Source organism: Mycobacterium sp., assembly GCF_032159775.1.
Taxonomy (GTDB): Bacteria; Actinomycetota; Actinomycetes; order Mycobacteriales; family Mycobacteriaceae; genus Mycobacterium.
In genome coordinates, this window is the sequence record NZ_JAVHWK010000139.1 from 25,210 (window position 1) to 44,346 (window position 19,137).

Consider the following 19,137-nt stretch of genomic DNA (forward strand, 5'->3'; position numbering starts at 1 on the left):
CTCCTGTCTTAGAGGCGACAGCGGAGGTAGGGCCGCGCCTCGGGTTTAGCTATGACGCATGGTCATCGTCTGAACTTCACGGTGTGCTCATGTTCTTCGCTACCTGTTCTCTTGCCGGGCCCTGGGGCACTTCGAGTGCTTCGAAGTACGCCAGCACCGCGGATGTATCCGGTGAGCCGGTGATGCGCAACGCTCGAGCGAATGCTCGCCGCCGGATTGCTGCGTGCAAACACTGCTGGTCAGGATGCAACCATGCACCCCGCCCAGGCAGGTTACCTGCTGCGTCAACGGTCACGGCACAATCGCCATTCCCGATGTTGCGAGCAACCACCCGAAGCAGTTCGACGGCCAGCTCTCGCTTCCGGCAGCCGACGCACGTCCGTACGGGTCCATCCGTATTTCGATGCGGCGAAGCCGAAGTCTCGCGCTGGATCACGCCTGAGTCTACCGTCTGAGCTCCTGCGGACCGAACCGGCTGCAGACGGCTATCGGTCGTGCACAGCGCCGTGTGTCGCGTCCGGAGCGGGCGGACTGTCCTGTTCGGCCGGTGCGTCGCTGCGGATATCAATGCGCCAGCCGGTCAACCGTGCCGCGAGCCGGGCGTTCTGGCCCTCCTTGCCGATGGCCAGCGACAGCTGGAAATCGGGTACCACCACCCGAGCCGCGCGGGCAGCCTCGTCCATGACCTGCACCGACACCACCTTGGCCGGTGAGAGGGCGTTAGCGACGAACTTGGCCGGGTCCTCGTCGTAGTCGATGATGTCGATCTTCTCGCCGGACAGTTCGCTCATCACGTTGCGCACCCGCTGGCCCATCGGCCCGATGCAGGCACCCTTGGCGTTGAGCCCGGGCACCCGCGAGGTGACCGCGATTTTGGAGCGATGGCCTGCCTCACGGGCCACCGCGACGATCTCGACCGAACCGTCTGCGATCTCGGGCACCTCGAGCGAGAACAGTTTGCGGACCAGGTTGGGGTGTGTCCGCGACAGGGTGATCAGGGGTTCACGGGCACCGCGACTGACGCCGACGACGTAGCAACGCAGCCGGTCGCCGTGTTCGTAGCTCTCACCGGGGACCTGCTCGGCTGCCGGAATGACCCCCTCGGAGCCCTTCGTCTCGCTACCCATCCTGACCACGACGAGGCCACGGGCGTTGGCGCGACTGTCGCGCTGGATGACACCGCCGACGATCTCGCCCTCGCGGGTGGAGAACTCGCCGTAATTCTTCTCGTTTTCGGCGTCGCGCAGCCGCTGGAGGATGACCTGTCGCGCGGTGGTAGCCGCGATACGGCCGAAACCCTCTGGGGTGTCGTCCCATTCGCTGAGCACGTTGCCGTCTTCGTCTGTCTCGCGCGCCAGCACCTGGACCATGCCGGTCTTGCGGTCGATCTCGATGCGCGCGTCGGCCTGGTGGCCCTCGGTGTGGCGGTAGGCGGTGAGCAACGCGGACTTGATGGTGTCGACGACGACATCGACCGTGATGCCCTTGTCGGCCTCGATGGCGTGCAGTGCGGCCATGTCGATATTCATGCTCCAGCCCCCTTCCCCGTATCGCCGGCCAGGTCGAGTTCCCGCTGGTTCGGCGTTGAAAACTCCACCTGGACAACGGCTTTGGTGATCCCTTCCAGCGGCAGCTCGCGGACGGAGTAGTCCCCCCTCGTCCCTTGCGGCACCACAAGGTGCACAGCGCCGTCGCGGGTCTCTCCGAGCCTGCCGGTGAGCAGCGAACCGTCCGACAGCGTCACCTCGACCTTGCGGCCGCGTGCCCGCCGGTAGTGCTTCTCCGCGGTGAGCGGCCGGTCCACACCCCGTGAGGTCACCTCGAGCACATACTCCGAACCGGATGTCGAAGCGTCCACGGTGTCCAGCAATTCGGATGCGGACCGGGAAAGCGCGGCGATCGAATTCAGGTCGAGGCCCTCATCCCCGTCGGCAATCACGGTGATGCGGGGCGGACGCGCGCGTGCGTCGATGGTGACGTCTTCGATTTCGTATCCTGCGCGCGCGAACTCGCCGTCGAGTAGCTCGATCACCTGCTGCTGCGAGGGCAATCTCGCAGACCGCAGCTGCGGATCCGATGCCACGGCGAGCTCCTCATGTTGAATTGTCCCGACGGAGCCACGATACGCCAGTGAACATCTGGCGAACCGCAATCGGCCAGCCGTGCCCAGCGAATACACAGAGCCGGTTTCGGCAATGGCAGGATGGCGTCGTGTCGAGTGCCCTTCCCGCCTTCAGCAGACGGCGCATGCTGCTCGGAACGGTGGCGCTGGCGGCGCTTGGAGCAACCGCCGCCGCGTGCGGCAAGCCACCGCCGCCGCCGGACCTCGACGACCTCATGACACAGCTCGATATGGCGCGCAGCGACAGCCGGCTGGCCAGTGACGCCGCCACCGCAGCCAATCCCGCGGTGCGGCCGGCGCTGGCCGCCGTCTCGTCCGAGCGGTCCAAACACGCCGAAGCGCTGTCCGATGAGATCGCCCGGCTGACCGGTGAGCCGACGACGTCGTCGCCGACCACGACGACGACCAGCATCGAGCAGGCGACCACGCCGACGGCAAAGGACGTCGTCGCAGCGTTGCGAACGTCGGCGGACAGCGCAGCCCAGACGGCTGCCCAGCTGTCCGGCTACCGAGCAGGGTTGCTCGGCTCTATCTCCGCGTCCTGCACGGCGGCCTACACGGTGGCACTCGCGTGACCTCAGTTGAGCCGACCGGCCCGTCTCGGCCACCCGACGCCGACGTCGCAGCTCTTTTCGACGCCGTGGCAACCGAGCACTCGGTCATCTACGGCTACGGGCTGGTGTCGGCGCACTCCACTCCTGAGGAAAACGACTTGGTGGCGGCCGCGATGTCGGAGCATCGCGAACGCCGCGAGGCCGCCATCGAGATGCTCACGGGCCGCGGCGCCGACCCGCCGCTGCCCGCCGCCGGCTATCAGGTGCCGACGCAGCTGGACAACCCGACCGACGCGGCAAACCTCGCGGTGCGCATGGAAGAGGACGCCTCGGTGGCGTGGCGGGCGGTGGTCGAACAGGCCACCACGACGCAGGAGCGCGGCTTCGCGGTGCAGGCGTTGACGCAGACGGCCGTCACGGCTGCGCGCTGGAGCCAGGTGCTCGGCGTTGAGCCGATCACCGTGGCCTTCCCCGGCGGATCTGAGTAGCGCTAGCCCGCGAGCGCCGCGGCGATCTCGGCGGCCGCGCCGTCGACGGCGATTTCGCGCGCCTCACCGCTACGCCGGTTGCGCAGCTCCACCACACCCTCGGCCCAGCCGCGGCCGACCACCACGATCCATGGCATGCCAAGCAGTTCGGCGTCCTTGAACTTCACTCCAGGCGACGCCTTGCGATCGTCGAGCAACACCTCGACCCCGAGCCGGTCCAGTTCGGCGGCCAGCGCGCCCGCGCCCGCGCGGGCGGCCTCGTCCTTGTTGGCGATCACGACGTGCGCGTCGAACGGCGACACCGACGACGGCCAACTCAGCCCGAGGTCGTCGTGATGCTGCTCGGCGATCACCGCGACCAGCCGGGACACCCCGATGCCGTATGAGCCCATGGTCGGCCGGATGGGTTTTCCGTCCTCACCGAGGACGTCGACGGCGAAGGCGTCGGTGTACTTGCGGCCGAGCTGGAAGATGTGGCCGATCTCGATGCCGCGGGCGGACACCAACGGGCCTGCCCCGTCCGGCGACGGATCGCCGTCACGCACCTCGGCCGCCTCGATGGTGCCGTCGGCGGTGAAGTCGCGCCCCATGACCAGGCCCACGACATGTCTGTTGGGTGCGTCGGCGCCGGTTATCCACGACGTACCCGTCACAATCCGGGGATCGACCAGATATCGAACACCGTTGTCCCGCAGCGCTTTCGGACCGACATAACCCTTCACCAGAAACGGGTTTCTTGCGAAGTCCGCATCGTCGAGGAGGGCGTACTCGACGGGATCGAGCGCGGCGCCGAGTCGCTTCTCGTCGACTTCACGGTCACCCGGCACACCGACGGCCAGGAGTTCCCATTCGCCGCCGGGCTGACGGGTCTTGAGCAGGACGTTCTTCAGGGTGTCGGCTGCGGTGATCTCCCGTCCCAGGTCCACGGTGTTGGCCCAGTCGACCAGCGTGGCGATGGTCGGGGTGTCAGGAGTGTCGTGCACCTTGGCCTCGGGCAGCCCGTCGATGGCCGGCGCCTCGGGTGCCGCGGTCACGACGGCCTCGACGTTGGCGGCGTAACCGGACTGCAGGCAGCGCACGAACGTGTCCTCGCCGACCTCGCTCTCGGCGAGGAACTCCTCCGACGCGCTGCCGCCCATCGCGCCCGACACCGCCGAGACAATGACGTAGCGGATATCGAGCGTATTGAAGATGCGCTGGTAGGCGTCGCGATGGCGGTGGTAGACCGCCCGAAGCCCGTCGTCGTCGACATCGAACGAGTAGGAGTCCTTCATGACGAACTCGCGCCCGCGCAGGATGCCCGCCCGCGGCCGCGCCTCGTCACGGTATTTCGTCTGGATCTGGTACAGCAGCACCGGGAAGTCCTTGTAGCTGCTGTACTCCCCCTTCAATGTCAGCGTGAACAGTTCCTCGTGGGTGGGCCCGAGCAGATAGTCGTTGTCGCGGCGGTCCTTCAGCCGGAACACACCGTCGCCGTACTCAGTCCACCTGTTCGTCGTCTCGTACGGGCCGCGTGGCAGAAGTGCCGGAAACAGGATCTCCTGTCCGCCAATCGCATTCATCTCGTTGCGGACGACGCGCTCGACGTTGCGCAGCACCCGCAGCCCCAGTGGCAGCCAGCTGTAGAGCCCGGGACCGACCGGACGGACGTAGCCCGCGCGGATCAGCAGCTTGTGGCTGGGGACTTCGGCGTCGGCTGGGTCGTCGCGCAGCGTTCGCAGGAACAGCTCGGACATGCGGGTGATCACAGCCCGCAAGCTTAGTGAGCGCTTTTGCCGGCGACGATTCAGGCAACCTTGACGCGGAAAACCTCGGTGTCCTCGGGCAGTCCCTTGAGACGGTGCAGTCCGATGCCCTCGAACACCAGGCCCGATCCTGCCGAGAGGTCGCGCACGGTGCGGCTGGTCAGCACCTCGCCCGCACCCGCCATCGCGCCGATGCGGGCACCGACGTGCACGGCCATGCCGCTCCACTCGTCGCCGCGCTTCTCGCACTCGCCGATGTGCACTCCTGCGCGGATCGGGATGCCGTGGGTGGCCAGCGCGGGCACCAGGTCCAGCCCGCAGCGGGCGGCCTTCGTGGGCCCGTCGAACAACGCGAACACCCCGTCGCCGGTGTGCTTGGCGCGGCGGCCGCCGTACCTCGACAGCACGTTGTCCACCAGCCGGTCGTGATCGTCGAGCGCTCGACGCCAGTGCTCGTCACCGCCGGCGGCAAGCAGTTCCGTCGAGCCGACGATGTCGGTGAACAGGACTGTGCTCAGCACCCGGTCGGCGGGCTCCGCATCCGCTTGCTGACCAACGAATTTGAGTACGGCCTCCGAGAACAGGTCGACCAGGTCGCTCGCATAGTGTTCGCCGGGCGCGAATTCCTGTAGTTCGGCGTTGGGGATGCGCTCCGCCAACTCCACGGCACCCTCGAAGGCCGCGATGCGGTCCCCCCGACGCGTCAGCACAAGAGTGGGTGTGCGGACGCTACCCAGCACGCCGCGCACGTCGATCTCGGCCACGGCCTGCCACATGAGTCGCGCCATCAGCGGACTCGCGGAGGCGCGCTGCTCTTTACCCCACATATCCCGCACACCGGGAATGTCGGCCACCGGCCCGAAGAATAGTTCCGCCAAAGCACCTTCGCCCCAATGGTTTTCGACCTCTTCGTAGCCCGCGGCAATTTGTTCCGGGGTGAATCCCCACGGGCGATCCGGCAGGTCCTGGGAGAACCGGGCGGTGGTGCCTGCCAGCACGAGCGAACGGACACGGTCGGGATAGGTCGCAGCGAACACGATGCTCATCGGACCACCCTCGGAGATGCCGAACAGCGCCGGAAAGTCGACGTCGGCGGCGTCGAGAACAGCGCGCAGATCGTCCATCCGCTCGTCGATCGGCGGCACGTGGGTCACGGGGTCCGAGAGCCCGGTGCCACGCTTGTCCCAGACCACCAGCCGGGTGTTTCGACTGAGCCGCTCGGCGATGCCCGAATACACGCTCGTCGGGTCGTCGTAGAGATCGACGTTGCTGACCCAGCCCGGGACCAGCACGATGGGAATGTCTCCTTCTCCCATCACCCGATAGGCGAGCCGGATGTCCCCATTGCGCGCATATCTGACGCGACCGACGCTCACGGAGCAAAGTTTGTCATGGACACCCTGTGGCGACGGGCATTCGGACTACACCTCGTCCGATTCCAACTCGTCGGAATCCAGTTCGCCGGCCTCGAACGCCTCGCGCGTGTGTTGTGCGGCCGCGATCTGCCGTGCGCTGAAACCGATGCCGAGCGCCGCGGCGCCGACAACTATTGCGATTCCGGCGACCCACAGAAGTGAGTAGGTGTAGCCGGCGTCCAGCGCGTCGAGCTGGCTTGGCGTCATGTCGGCGACCGGTCCCGTGGTGCCGCCCAAATACAGCGTCCGCGACGTGATGACGGCCTGAATCACCACCAGCACCAAGGGTCCGCCGAGGTTGTAGACCATCAGCTGGATCGCCGACACCGGCCCGATCTCCCGCGGGCCGACCTCTGCTACCGCGCACAGCGGCAGGACTACCGAGATGACGCCGATTCCGAAGCCACCCACCACGATCAGCACGACGAAGTCGGGAAAGTACGAAATCGATCGGTCCAGCGTCGAGCCGTACAGCATGGCCGCGAGCACCAGCGTCCCGCATCCGATGATCAGCCACCGCGGGGCGATGCGCGGCGCAGCGTGCGTCGCGAGCAGGGTGCCCAACCCGAACGCCCCCGCGAACGGCAGGAAGGCGACCCCCGCGCGCAACGCCGAATAACCCATCACGTCCTGGACGTAGAGCCCGATGATCACGGTCGCGGTCAGCATCACCCCGCCCGCCATGAACAGTGAAACGAACGTCATGACGCGGCTGCGGTTGTCGAACACCGAGAACGGCACGATGGGATGCTCGGCGGTCCGTTCGACGAGCAGGAACGCGGCGAGAAAGACCACGGCCACGACACCTGCACCGATCACCCACGGGTCGATCCAGCCACGGGCCGGTCCCTGGGTGAACACCAGCACCGCCGACGTGCAGGCCAGCGTCGCCAGCGCGGCCCCTGCGACGTCCAGTTTGAGCCGCTCATGGTGTGTCTCGGCGAGCCGGGTGACGGCGATCCAGATGATGACGATCCCGATGGGGATGTTGATCAGGAATGCCAGCCGCCACGAGATGACGGTCAGCGCGCCGCCGAGCACCAGCCCCAGCACGGAGCCCGAGGCCTGCATGGCGGCCGATACCGCGAAGGCGCGGTTGCGGGCATGGCCGACGGCGTAGGTGGTGGCGATCAAGGCCAGCCCGGTCGGCGCCGCGATGGCTGCGCCGGTGCCCTGCACCGCTCGGGCGATGATCAGCGTGACGCCGTCGGTGGCCAGGCCGCACACCAGCGATGCGATCGTGAACACGCCGACGCCCGACAGGAACGCCCGTTTGTGCCCGATCGCATCGCCGACCCGACCGCCGATCAGCAGCAGGCCGCCGAACGTCAGCACGTAGGCGGTGATGACCCAGCTCTTGGCCGCGTCGGACAGGTCGAGATCGGCCTGCAGCCGCGGCAGCGCGACAATCACGATGGTGCCGTCGAGCGTCGCCATCAACTGCATGCCGGTTATCGCGAAGATCGCGATACCGAGAACGTGCGTTGTCAGACGCTGCCGGAAGGGATCTGTGGACTCGTTGGAACCACCGGCCGCAGACATGGATTGCCAGCCTACAGAGAAGCGATTTGGGCGCGCTCATCGACGCTGAGCGCACGCGAGCGCGCCGAAATCGCGACTACAGCTCTCCGTGGTCGATCGCGTCCTTGACTTCCTGCGCGTGCGCCACCTGATCCGCGGTGTAGCCGATGAACAACGCAACGACGCCGACGATCACCGCGACGGCGGCGACCCAGAGCAGACCGTAGGTGTAGCCCTGGTCGAGGGCGTGCAGTTGCACCGAGTCCATGTTCTTCACCGGGCCGGTGGTGCCGCCCAAGTACAGGGTCCGCGACGTGATGACGGCCTGGACGATTGCGAGCACGATCGGGCCGCCGAGGTTCTGCAGCATCAGCGCGATCGCCGAGACCGGGCCGATCTGGTCGAAGCCGACGCCCGCGATGGCCGAGACGGTCAGCGGGACGACGATCATGCCGATACCGAAACCGCCAATGGTGATCGGTAGCACCAGATCGGGGAAGTACGGGATCCCGAGGTGCAGCGTCGACCCGTAGATCATGGCGCCGAGCACCAGGATGCCACCCGCGATCGTCAGCACCCGGGGGCTGAACATCGACACCAACTGTGAGGACACCGCCAGGCCGATGCCGAGCGCGATGACGAACGGGATGAAGCCGATCCCTGCACGTAACGCGCTGTAGCCCAGGATGTCCTGAACGTAGAGGCCGATCAGCACCGTCAGGGTGAACATCACCCCGCCGGCCAGGAACACCGCGGCGAAGGTGGCCACCCGGTTGCGGTCCTTGAACAGGTCGAACGGGACGACGGGGTTTTCCGCGGTGCGCTCGACGATCAGGAATGCGATGAGGAACACCGCAGCGGCGGCCAGCGAACAGATGGTGATCGGCTCCAGCCAGCCGTTCTCAGGGCCCTGGGTGAACCCGAAGACCGCCGCGGTACAGCCCAGCGTCGCGAGGATCGCCCCGGTGGCGTCCAGCTTCAACCGCTCCTTGTGCGTCTCGCGCAGCGTGGTGCGGGCCAGATAGATCATCACCAGGCCGACCGGCACGTTGACCAGGAACGCCAACCGCCACGACACCTCGGTCAACGCTCCACCGAGGATCAGGCCCATGACGGACCCGACGCCGGTCATGGCGGCGAACACAGCGGTGGCCGCATTGCGGGCCGGACCCTTGGGGAAGGTGGTGGCGATCAGTGCCAGACCCGTCGGCGACGCGATCGCCGCGCCGACACCCTGCAGCAGGCGGGCGATGACCAGCGTGGTCTCGTCCCACGCCACACCGCACAGGATCGACGCGATGGTGAACAACGCGACGCCGACGATGAAGGTGCGTTTGCGGCCGATGGTGTCGCCGAGGCGGCCACCGAGCAGCATCAGACCGCCGAAGGTCAGGACATAGGCGGTGATGACCCAGCTGCGGCCCGCATCCGAGAGGCTCAGCTCGTCTTGGATCTTAGGAAGCGCAACGATCGCGACCGTGCTGTCCATGGTTGCCAGCAGCTGCATGCCGCCGATCGCAATGACCGCGGCGATGAAGCGGCGAGAGGGCAGCCACTCGGGGGACCTGCTGGTTCTCGCTACTGCGGAGGGCTTTGCCTGCTCCGGGAGCGCCCGATCAGTGCCGCCTTGAGCGTCACGGCGGATGGCGGCGCGCTCTGAATCATTGAGAGCCGTCATAGGTGGTTACCTTACAGTAATCTTAAGATCCCTTTAACCGCCGAAGGCCGCCACGGGCCCGATAACGATGATTGCGGGAGGTCTGACGCCCTCGGATCGGATGTCCTCTGGCGCGTCGCCGAGGGTCGTGCGCAGCGTTCGTTGGGCCGCCGTGGTGCCGTGCTGGACCACCAGCACGGGTGTATCCGCAGGTCGGCCGCCATGCAGCAGAACTTCGGCGAATTGTTCGATGCGCTCGACGGCCATCAGCAAGACGATCGTGCCCGACATCGCGGCCAGCGCATCCCATTTCACTAACGATTCGGGGTGCCCTGGCGCAACATGACCGCTGACCACCACAAACTCGTGCGTGATGGCTCGATGGGTGACCGGAACGCCTGCCAACGCGGGAACCGCTATGGCACTTGTCACACCCGGCACAACGGTGACCGGAATGCCGGCGTCGGTGCAGGCGATCACCTCTTCGTAGCCGCGCGCGAAGACGAACGGATCCCCGCCCTTGAGCCGGACGACGAACTTGCCCTCTTTCGCCCGCTCGATGAGTACCGCGTTGATCGCGTCCTGCGCCATCGCCCGGCCGTAGGGGATCTTGGCCGCGTCGATCACCTCGACGTGCGGGGGCAGTTCTGCCAGCAGCTCCGGTGGCGCGAGCCGGTCGGCGACCACCACGTCGGCGTTGGCGAGCAGCCGTCGGCCGCGGACGGTGATCAGTTCGGGGTCGCCAGGCCCGCCGCCGACCAAGGCCACTCCGCCGTGCACGACGCCGGGCGCTTCGCCGGTGATCAGGCCCTGCTGGAACGCCTCGTGAATCGCCGACCGGATCGCAGCTGAGCGACGGTGATCACCGCCTGCCAACACACCGACCGCGAGGCCCTCGTAGTCGAATGTCGCAGGTGTGACCGCGGTGCCCTCCCGTCCGGCATCGGCACGGACGCAGAAGATCCGCTGGCGTTCGGCCTCGTCCACAACGGCGGCGTTGACGTCCGGATCGTCGGTGGCGGCGATGACGTACCACGCGCCGTCCAGGTCGCCCTCCTCAAAGGGCCTCAGCGTCAACGTGATTCCGCTCATCGCCTCGACGGCCGGCGTGGCCGACCTGGAGATGACGTGCACGTCCGCGCCGGTGGCTATCAGGAGCGGTATGCGGCGCTGGGCGACGCTGCCACCGCCGACAACGAGGACCTTCTTGCCTGCAAGGCGCAGGCCTACGAGGTACGGGTTATCGGTCACCCGGCGAGCCTAGAGGTTGCCGCGGCGACGAAGCGAGTTGTCGCATGTGGCCGACCCGCCGGGTGGGTGTGCAGATAGCTCGCGTGCACACCGCCGCGCACCGCGCCGTCGCGTATCGCGGCGACGTCGTGGCCCCGGTACACCCAGGCCGGCTGGTAGCTGTCGGCGAACGTCACTGTGGTGCGGTGGAATTCATGGCCGACGACGCGCTCTCCCGCCCCGTACAGCGACGAGTCCGCTGCGGCGGCGGCGTTTCGGTAGGCCAGTGTCAGCCTGTCGGTGAACCGTGCCGTGCCCGCAAGCACACCGCACATCGGATAGCCGTCGAGCTCTTCCACCAGATACGTCAGGCCCGCGCACTCGGCGTGCACGGGCGCACCCGCTGCAGCCAGCGCTGCGATCTGACGCCGAACTCGGTCGTTGGCGGACAATTCGGTGCTGAACTCCTCGGGGAATCCGCCGGGCAGCACAAGCGCTGCGGTGCCGGGCGGCAACTGTTCGGTCAGCGGGTCGAACTCGACGACGTCGGCGCCTGCCGCGCTGAGCAGTTCGGCGTGTTCGGCGTAGCTGAAGCTGAACGCTTTGCCCGCCGCGAGGGCAACGGTGATCCCGTCGGCCGTGCGGCTGCCGACGGCGTTCTCGGGGCTCCACGGTTGCGCCGCGACGTGTCCGCCCGCCGTGGCGACGACGCCCGGCAGGTCGACGTGCGCGGCGACCAGCGACGTCATCGCGTCGACCGCGGCGCGGGCGTCTCGACCGTGCTCCACTGCGGTCACCAGGCCCAGATGCCGTGACGGAATCGCCAATTCAGCGGTTCGCGGCAATGCTCCGAGTACCGGTACGCCCGCGTGCTCGCACGCTTGACGCAGCACCTCCACATGGCGCGATGAGCCGACACGGTTGAGGATCACCCCGGCGATTTGGGTCGAGTCGTGAAACGTCGAGAAGCCCTGCAGCAGCGCGGCCAAGCTGTGGCTCTGGCCCCTGGCGTCGACGACGAGGATCACCGGAGCGCCGAGCAGCGCGGCCACCTGGGCGGTCGACCCGGCTGCGGGGCCGGTCATGGCGTCGTCGATGCGGCCGTCGAACAGCCCCATGACGCCTTCGATCACGGCGATGTCGCAGCCGTCGCTCCCGTGCCGATAGAGCGGTCCGATCAGTTCGTCACCGACCAACACCGAGTCGAGGTTGCGACCGGGTCTGCCCGCCGCCAACGCGTGATAGCCGGGGTCGATGTAGTCGGGACCGACCTTGAAGGGCGCGACCAGATGTCCCGCCTGCCGCAGGGCGCCGATCAAACCTGTTGCGACCGTGGTCTTTCCGGTGCCCGACGCGGGGGCGGCGATCACCACAGCCGGGGTCACCATTCGATGCCCCTCTGGCCCTTGCGGCCCGCGTCCATCGGGTGTTTGACCTTGATCATCTCGGTGACAAGGTCCGCGGCGTCCAGTAGGGGCTGCGGCGCGTCGCGACCGGTGATCACGACGTGCTGGGTGCCCGGTCGCGACGTCAGGGTGGCGATTACGTCGTCGACGGCGACCCAGCCCCATTTCATCGGGTAGGTGAACTCGTCGAGCACATAGAAGTCGTGCCGCTGCGCCGCGAGCCGCGCGGCGATCTCGGCCCAACCGTCGGCCGCGGCCGCGGCATGGTCGACTTCGGTGCCCGCCTTGCGCGACCACGACCAGCCGGACCCCATCTTGTGCCATTCGACGGCTCCGCCGACGCCGTGCTCGTCGTGCAGCCGGCCGAGCTCACGAAAAGCCGCCTCCTCGCCGACTTTCCATTTGGCGCTCTTGACGAACTGGAACACCGCGACGTCGAAACCCTGGTTCCAGGCCCGCAGCGCCATCCCGAACGCGGCTGTCGACTTTCCCTTGCCCGCACCGGTGTGCACGGCCAGCAGCGGCGCATTGCGGCGAGCGCGGGTGGACAGGCCGTCGTCGGGGACGGCGAGCGGACGGCCCTGCGGCATCTGTTGGGTCCTCTCTTATGCGGCGCTGGACTGCGTCCGGACGATCTGCGTCAATGCGTCGGCCCGTAGCTGCGAGAGCCGCACCGAAGGCGCGCCGAGCTGCATCGCCAGCTCCTCGGCCAAACCTAGCCGCACATAGGAAGTTTCGCAGTCGACGACCACGGCAGCGGCGCCCTCGGCGACCAGCCGCGCAGCGGCGACCCGCGCCCGGCCCAGCGGGTCGGGTCCACCGGTGGCCCGTCCGTCGGTGAGGACCACCACAAGGCTGCGCCGCGCGCGATCGCGCGCCTTCTCCCGCACCACCACGTCGCGAGCCGCCAACAGCCCCTGCGCCAGAGGCGTTTTCCCGCCCGTGTCGAACCGCGCCAGCCTGCGGCTCGCGATGTGTACCGACGACGTCGGCGGCAGCAAGACCGAGGCCTGCTGCGCGCGGAACGTGATCACCGCGACCTTGTCGCGACGCTGATAGGCATCGCGCAACAGCGACAGCGCCGCGCCACTGACCGCCGCCATCCGATCACGTGCCGCCATCGAGCCCGACGCGTCGACGACGAAGATCACCAGATTGCCTTCGCGGCCTTCCCGAATGGCCCGGCGGACGTCATCGGCTTCCGGACGCGGACGGCCCGGTCGCTGCTGTCGACGCGCCGCCGCCAGCAGTGTCGCAAAGATGTGCACACCGTGACCTTCTTCGGGCTCCGTTGTCGAGGACACGGTCGTTCCAGTGCGATTGCGCGCACGCGACCGCCGGCCAGGTGCGCCCTCCCCCACGCCGGGCACTACCAGCGTCCGGGTCCGGAAGACGCCGGAGGGAGCCGCGCTGGGGCGTGACTTCGGTGCCGAATTACCTTGCGGCGCGGGCTGTTCGGAATCGGTTTGCGACGTGCCTCCGCCGTTTGGCGGCTCCGGCTCCGGATCGGGACCGTCATCGTCGGGCTGCTGCTGCGTCTGCGCCATCGCGTCATCGAGCTGTTGGGGATCCAGACCGGGATCGTCGAACGGGTCGCGCCTGCGCCGGTGCGGTAGCGCCAGCTCGGCGGCCACCCGGATGTCCTCTTCACCGACGGTGTCGGATCCGCGCCACGCTGCGTGCGCGACCGCGGTGCGCGCCACCACCAGGTCCGCGCGCATCCCGTCGACGTCGAATGCCGCGCAGAGCGCAGCGATGCGGCGCAATTCGTCGTCCGGCAGCACCACACCGCCAACGGATTCGCGGGCCGCGGCGATGCGGCGGGCAAGGTCGGCATCATGCTCGGCGTATGAGGCGACGAAGGCCGCCGGGTCGGCCTCGAACGCCAGCCGGGTGCGGATCACGTCGGCCCGCACGTCGACGTCGCGCGACGCCCGCACGTCCACCGTCAGCCCGAACCGGTCCAGCAGCTGCGGCCGCAGCTCGCCCTCTTCGGGATTCATCGTGCCGATCAACACGAACCGGGCCTCATGGCTATGCGAGACGCCGTCGCGTTCGATGTGCACCCGGCCCATCGCCGCGGCGTCGAGCAGCACGTCGACGAGGTGGTCATGCAGGAGGTTGACCTCGTCGACGTACAGAACACCGCCGTGCGCGCGGGCAAGCAGGCCCGGCGAGAACGCGTGTTCGCCGTCGCGAAGAACGCGTTGCAGGTCCAGCGAGCCGACTACGCGGTCTTCGGTGGCGCCGATGGGCAGCTCGACGAGCGCCGAGTCCTGATCAACCGCAGAAAGCACAGCTGCGAGACCACGGACCGCGGTCGACTTCGCTGTGCCCTTCTCGCCCCGGATCAACACGCCGCCGATCTCCGGCCGCACCGCGCACAGCACCAGCGCCAGCCGCAGCCGATCGTGACCGACGATGGCGCTGAATGGATAGATCGGTGTCACGACTGCTCGATCTCTGTGTGGCTGCGCAGCATCGGCACGTGCGGAATCCCGTCGTCGAGGAACTCGTCGCCGTCGCGGACGAAGCCGAGCTGTTTGTACATGTCTTCGAGGTATGTCTGGGCGTCGATGCGGCAGGGGTCGTCGCCCACCTCGGCCAGCGCCGCCCGCAGCAGTCGATTCGCGTGGCCGTGGCCGCGCGCGGTGCGTTTGGTGCAGACACGCCCGATGCGGAACCCGTTCCCGCCGCCGAAGTGTTCCTCCATCAGCCGCAGGGTGCAGATCACCTCGCCGTCGGCGTCCTCCAGCCAGAAGTGCCGGGTCTCGGCCAGCAGGTCGCGGCCGTCGAGTTCCGGATAGGGCGTCGCCTGCTCGACGACGAACACCTCGACCCGCAGCTTGAGCAGTTCGTAGAGCGTGGCGGTGTCGAGATCCTTGGCCCAGGCGCGGCGCAGCCCAATGCTCATGTACTGCTCATAGCTGAGGCACCGTCGTGGACACGATGCCCAGGTTATCCCGCGGACATCGGCCCCAACCGGGCTGCCAGGTCGCGGTTAAGGTAGCTGACGTGACTGCCTGGGAGCCCGACGTGCTGCCGGGCTACTGGCAGCAGACGCTGGCGCTCGGCCCCGATCCGGACGGCGAGGGCGACCTGGTGGCCACCCTGATTCGCGAAGGCGATCAGGACACCGCCGCCAGGCACGCCGTACTGCTGGTGCACGGGTTCACCGACTACTTCTTCCACACCGAGGTGGCCGACTACTTCATTAAGCGTGGCTTTGCCTTCTATGCGCTCGACCTGCACAAGTGCGGCCGGTCCCGGCGGGAGGGCCAGACTCCGCACTTCACCACCGATCTGTCCCATTACGACGTCGAGTTGGAGCGTGCGATAGACATCGTCGTCTCGGCCACCGGCGGCGCGAAAGTACTGCTGTACGGGCACTCGGCAGGCGGTCTCATCGTGTCGCTGTGGCTGGACCGGTTGCGGCGTCGCGGCGCCACCGCCGGCAGGCACGCCAACGGCCTTGTCCTGAACAGCCCGTGGCTGGACCTGCAGGGCCCGGCGGTCCTGCGCACCGTCGGCACCGCAGCCATCGGCGCGGTATCGCGCTTCCGCAAGAAGCTGGTGGCACGCTCACCGACCGCAGGCGGCTATGGCACCTCACTGCACCGCGACTATCACGGCGAGTTCGATTACGACCTGGACTGGAAGCCGGTCGGCGGCTTTCCGGTGACGTTCGGTTGGATCAACGCGATCAGGCGCGGACAGGCACGGTTGCACCGCGGGCTCGACGTCGGGGTGCCGAACCTGATCCTGCGTTCGGACCACAGCGTGAGCGAAGTGCCCGATCCCGAGCTCATCCAGCGCGGCGACGCCGTCCTCGATGTGGAGCAGATCGCGCGGTGGGCGGGCTGCATCGGCAACCGGACCACGGTCGTGCCCATCGCCGACGCGAAACACGACGTCTTCCTGTCGTTGGCCGAGCCGCGCGCGGCCGCGTTCGGCGAGCTGGGCAACTGGCTGGACTGGTACGCCGAATGGTCGCAGTCGGCGGGCGCGTCAACACAATCCGAACAAGGATGAGCCTGATGGAACATTTCGACATCGCGATCATCGGTACCGGCTCGGGCAACTCGGTTCTCGACGAGCGCTACGCCGAGAAACGCGTTGCCATATGCGAGCAGGGCATTTTCGGTGGAACGTGCCTCAACGTCGGCTGCATCCCGACCAAGATGTTCGTGTATGCAGCCGAGGTGGCGCAGACCATTCGGGAGGCCGGGCGGTTCGGTGTCGACGCGACGCTCGATGGTGTCCGCTGGAGCGACATCGTGTCGCGGGTCTTCGGACGTATCGACCCGATCGCGATGGGCGGTGAGAACTATCGCCGTTCGACTCCCAACATCACGGTGTACGACACCCACACCCGCTTCGGTGAGCCGACGTCTGACGGTCGCTACACGTTGCGCACCGACGCCGGCGAGCAGTTCACCGCGGACCAGGTGGTGATCGCGGCAGGGTCGCGCGTCGCGGTGCCCGACGCCATCAGAAACTGCGGCGTCGACTACTACACCAGCGACACCATCATGCGGATCGGCGACCTGCCGTCGCACCTTGTCATCGTCGGTGGCGGCTTCGTCGCCGCCGAGTTCGCCCACACCTTCTCGGCGCTCGGCACACGCGTGTCGATGGTCATCCGTGGCGGCACGCTGCTGAAGCATTGTGACGACACCGTGTGCGAGCGGTTCACCGACATCGCGGCCAAGAAATGGGAGATCCACAACCACTGCAACGTGGTCGGCGCGAGCAAGAACGGCGAGCATATCGCCCTGATGATGGACAACGGCGCGACATTGCAGGCCGACGCGGTTTTGGTGGCGACCGGCCGAATTCCCAACGGCGATCTGCTCGATGCGGAGTTGGCCGGCGTCGAGGTTCGCGACGGCAGCGTCGTCGTCGACGAGTACCAACGCACCACGGCGCGAGGCATTTACGCGCTCGGCGATGTCAGCTCCGATTACCAGCTCAAGCACGTCGCCAATCACGAGATGCGGGTGGTCAAGGAGAACCTGCTGCTCGACTGGAACGACACGAGCAAGCTCAAGCAGTCCGACCACCGGTTTGTGCCGTCGGCCGTCTTCACCGATCCACAGATCGCGATGGTCGGCCTTACCGAAAACCAAGCCCGCGCACAGGGATACAACGTCAGATCGAAGGTGCAGGACTATGGCGACGTGGCCTACGGATGGGCGATGGAGGACACCACCGGCATCGCGAAGATCATCGTCGAAGCCGATTCCGGAAAGATCCTCGGTGCGCACATCATGGGGCATCAGGCGTCGTCACTGATTCAGCCACTCATCCAGGCGATGACGTTCGGCCTGGCGGGTCAGGACATGGCGCGCGGCCAGTACTGGATCCATCCGGCGCTGCCTGAGCTCATCGAGAACGCCTTGTTGACACTGTGCGGCGAGCCGCCCTGGCCGCCGGCCCGTAGGCACTAGGCCTCACTCGAGCGCGGGCATCCAGCGCTTCTCGACCTGTCCGAACCGCCAAACCGCAAGGGCGATAACCCATGCGGCGACGAAGAGCCCGACGATCATGAACCCGACGAACTCGAGGTTCACCGATCCGATTGCCGCCAGCGGACCCGATTCGACGCCGAGGCGATCGGCAACGAGTCCTGCCAGCACGATGACGCCGATAACCAGCGCGACGACCACCGACAGCACGGTCACCGTCAGGTTGTAGTACACCTTGCGGATCGGCTGGAGGAACGCCCAACCGTACGCCCGCGACATCAGCACCCCGTCGACCGCGTCGAACAGGCTCATCCCGGCGGCGAACAATACGGGGAGCACAAGGATCGCGTACCAGGGCAGCGTGAACGCCGCCGTCCCCGCGGCCAGCACAAGCAGCGCCACCTGGGTGGCCGTGTCGAAGCCGAGTCCCATGAGAAGCCCGACCGCATACAGGTGCCAGGGCTTGCTCACCCGACGCATGACCCTGGCGAACAGACGCGCGAGGAATCCTCGCTGTTCTAGTTGCCGTTCCAACTCCGCTTCGTCGAAGTCACCGCTACGCATCCGGCGGAAGACCTTGGCGATGCCCACCGCCGCGAACAGGTTCGACAGCCCGATCAGGATGAGGAACGTGCCTGCGACGAGGGACCCGACCAGGCCCAGCGTTTGCAGCAGCGGTGAACCCTCGTCCTGCACCGGTCCGACGATGGCGCGCACGCCGATCGCCAGCAGGAACGCCAACCCGAACACCACGCTGGAATGGCCGAGCGAGAACCAGAAGCCTGCGGACGTCGATCGGGTTCGCTCCCCGACCAGCTTGCGGGTGGTGTTGTCGATGACGGCGATGTGGTCGGCGTCGAACGCATGCCGGACGCCAAGCAGGTAGGCCGTCACGCCGATTCCGACCCCGAACACTCCTGCGGATCCCAGGGTGATGTGTTGCGGCGCGACGCCGAAGATGAGCACACCCCAGCCGAAGACATGGAGGGCGAGGATGACGGCGCCCATTGCGGCGATCGTCGCCCAATCGGTTCGGTCGAATCGGTTGGCGACGGTCGTTTCGGTATCCGTGACGGCGCTCACCAGGCCGAGCCTATTGCCGATTGGAACATCTGTCTAGGTGAACAGATGTTCATATTTCAATCGTGTGCGTGCTCTGCGTGCCTGGCACCGATTCGGTGCAACAGCTCGTGCACGATCTCGTCCTCGAGCCGGTAGCTGACCTCGCGGCCGACACGGGTGGAACTCACCCAGCCCTGTTGCCGAAGGACCCGAAGTGCTTGCGAGACCGCATTTTCGGATCGTCCGAGCGCGGCGGCCAAGTCGCCGACGCAGATCCCCGGTGCCCGATGCAGGCACAGCAGGATCCCCAGCCGGTTGGGATCCGACAACAGGTCGAAGCGCAAGGTCCAGCCCGCGGTGTCGACATCGGCCAGCGCCGATGACGCACGCTCCACCAGCTGCTTCACGGGCTTCTCCACTGCTGACAATGTAATCCAGCCGCCGGTGGCCAGCGGCTGGATCGCAACGG

At 67.2% G+C, this 19,137-nt stretch carries 18 protein-coding genes; 4 read left to right on the forward strand and 14 right to left on the reverse strand.

Annotated features, from left to right (window positions below):
• Window positions 1-76: 76 nt before the first annotated feature.
• Genes QOJ24_RS18735 through rimP form a run of 3 tightly spaced genes read right to left on the reverse strand, consistent with a single transcriptional unit; the run spans window position 77 to window position 2,083 of the window.
• Window positions 77-436 carry a DUF448 domain-containing protein gene (locus QOJ24_RS18735; RefSeq protein ID WP_526263893.1) on the reverse strand — a complete coding sequence of 120 codons (360 nt, stop codon included), beginning with the start codon at window positions 434-436 and terminating at the stop codon, window positions 77-79.
• Between the two features lie 49 nt (window positions 437-485).
• Window positions 486-1,529, reverse strand: coding sequence for a transcription termination factor NusA (gene nusA, locus QOJ24_RS18740; RefSeq protein WP_526263895.1), 1,044 nt, complete (start codon window positions 1,527-1,529; stop codon window positions 486-488).
• Window positions 1,526-2,083, reverse strand: coding sequence for a ribosome maturation factor RimP (gene rimP, locus QOJ24_RS18745; protein ID WP_526263897.1), 558 nt, complete (start codon window positions 2,081-2,083; stop codon window positions 1,526-1,528). The genes nusA and rimP overlap by 4 nt, the downstream gene beginning before the upstream one ends.
• 164 nt (window positions 2,084-2,247) lie before the next feature.
• Between rimP and QOJ24_RS18750 the strand changes: the two genes are divergently transcribed.
• Both QOJ24_RS18750 and QOJ24_RS18755 read left to right on the forward strand, forming a co-directional pair.
• Window positions 2,248-2,697 carry a hypothetical protein gene (locus QOJ24_RS18750; protein ID WP_526264012.1) on the forward strand — a complete coding sequence of 150 codons (450 nt, stop codon included), beginning with the start codon at window positions 2,248-2,250 and terminating at the stop codon, window positions 2,695-2,697.
• Window positions 2,694-3,164: a ferritin-like domain-containing protein gene (locus QOJ24_RS18755; RefSeq protein ID WP_526263899.1), complete on the forward strand. Its 471-nt coding sequence runs from the start codon at window positions 2,694-2,696 to the stop codon at window positions 3,162-3,164. The genes QOJ24_RS18750 and QOJ24_RS18755 overlap by 4 nt, the downstream gene beginning before the upstream one ends.
• 2 nt (window positions 3,165-3,166) lie before the next feature.
• On the opposite strand, the gene QOJ24_RS18760 is transcribed toward QOJ24_RS18755, so the two are convergent.
• From QOJ24_RS18760 to QOJ24_RS18800, 9 genes are all read right to left on the reverse strand, one after another.
• Window positions 3,167-4,912, reverse strand: a complete 1,746-nt coding sequence (locus QOJ24_RS18760; RefSeq protein WP_526263901.1) for a proline--tRNA ligase — start codon at window positions 4,910-4,912, stop codon at window positions 3,167-3,169.
• Window positions 4,913-4,950: 38 nt separating this feature from the next.
• Window positions 4,951-6,285 (reverse strand): adenylate/guanylate cyclase domain-containing protein, encoded by a 1,335-nt coding sequence (locus QOJ24_RS18765; protein ID WP_526263903.1) that lies wholly within the window; start codon window positions 6,283-6,285, stop codon window positions 4,951-4,953.
• Window positions 6,286-6,330: 45 nt separating this feature from the next.
• Window positions 6,331-7,770 carry an MFS transporter gene (locus QOJ24_RS18770; protein ID WP_526264014.1) on the reverse strand — a complete coding sequence of 480 codons (1,440 nt, stop codon included), beginning with the start codon at window positions 7,768-7,770 and terminating at the stop codon, window positions 6,331-6,333.
• 172 nt (window positions 7,771-7,942) lie between these two features.
• Entirely contained in the window at window positions 7,943-9,523 is a 1,581-nt protein-coding gene (locus tag QOJ24_RS18775) for an MFS transporter (RefSeq protein ID WP_526263905.1), read from the reverse strand.
• Window positions 9,524-9,556: 33 nt separating this feature from the next.
• Window positions 9,557-10,753, reverse strand: coding sequence for a uroporphyrinogen-III C-methyltransferase (cobA, locus tag QOJ24_RS18780; RefSeq protein ID WP_526263907.1), 1,197 nt, complete (start codon window positions 10,751-10,753; stop codon window positions 9,557-9,559).
• The gene (locus tag QOJ24_RS18785) at window positions 10,750-12,120 is read right to left on the reverse strand and encodes a cobyrinic acid a,c-diamide synthase CobB (RefSeq protein ID WP_526263909.1); all 1,371 of its coding nucleotides are present in this window, start codon (window positions 12,118-12,120) and stop codon (window positions 10,750-10,752) included. Before QOJ24_RS18785 ends, cobA begins: the two co-directional genes overlap by 4 nt.
• Entirely contained in the window at window positions 12,114-12,728 is a 615-nt protein-coding gene (gene cobO / locus QOJ24_RS18790; RefSeq protein WP_526263911.1) for a cob(I)yrinic acid a,c-diamide adenosyltransferase, read from the reverse strand. The genes QOJ24_RS18785 and cobO overlap by 7 nt, the downstream gene beginning before the upstream one ends.
• Before the next feature lie 15 nt (window positions 12,729-12,743).
• A complete protein-coding gene (locus tag QOJ24_RS18795) occupies window positions 12,744-14,579 on the reverse strand; it encodes a magnesium chelatase subunit D family protein (RefSeq protein WP_526264016.1) in 1,836 nt (611 codons plus the stop codon).
• 5 nt (window positions 14,580-14,584) lie between these two features.
• Window positions 14,585-15,052 (reverse strand): GNAT family N-acetyltransferase, encoded by a 468-nt coding sequence (locus QOJ24_RS18800; RefSeq protein WP_526263913.1) that lies wholly within the window; start codon window positions 15,050-15,052, stop codon window positions 14,585-14,587.
• A gap of 101 nt (window positions 15,053-15,153) precedes the next feature.
• Here QOJ24_RS18800 and QOJ24_RS18805 point away from each other — a divergent pair, with 101 nt between their 5' ends.
• Both QOJ24_RS18805 and mtr read left to right on the forward strand, forming a co-directional pair.
• Window positions 15,154-16,170: an alpha/beta hydrolase gene (locus QOJ24_RS18805; RefSeq protein WP_526263915.1), complete on the forward strand. Its 1,017-nt coding sequence runs from the start codon at window positions 15,154-15,156 to the stop codon at window positions 16,168-16,170.
• A gap of 5 nt (window positions 16,171-16,175) precedes the next feature.
• Window positions 16,176-17,588, forward strand: coding sequence for a mycothione reductase (gene mtr / locus QOJ24_RS18810; RefSeq protein WP_526263917.1), 1,413 nt, complete (start codon window positions 16,176-16,178; stop codon window positions 17,586-17,588).
• 3 nt (window positions 17,589-17,591) lie between these two features.
• Here the strand turns inward: mtr and nicT are convergent, their stop codons facing one another.
• The gene (gene nicT / locus QOJ24_RS18815) at window positions 17,592-18,689 is read right to left on the reverse strand and encodes a Nickel transporter NicT (protein ID WP_526263919.1); all 1,098 of its coding nucleotides are present in this window, start codon (window positions 18,687-18,689) and stop codon (window positions 17,592-17,594) included.
• Window positions 18,690-18,745: 56 nt separating this feature from the next.
• A complete protein-coding gene (locus QOJ24_RS18820) occupies window positions 18,746-19,096 on the reverse strand; it encodes an ArsR/SmtB family transcription factor (protein ID WP_526263921.1) in 351 nt (116 codons plus the stop codon).
• Between the last annotated feature and the right edge of the window lie 41 nt (window positions 19,097-19,137).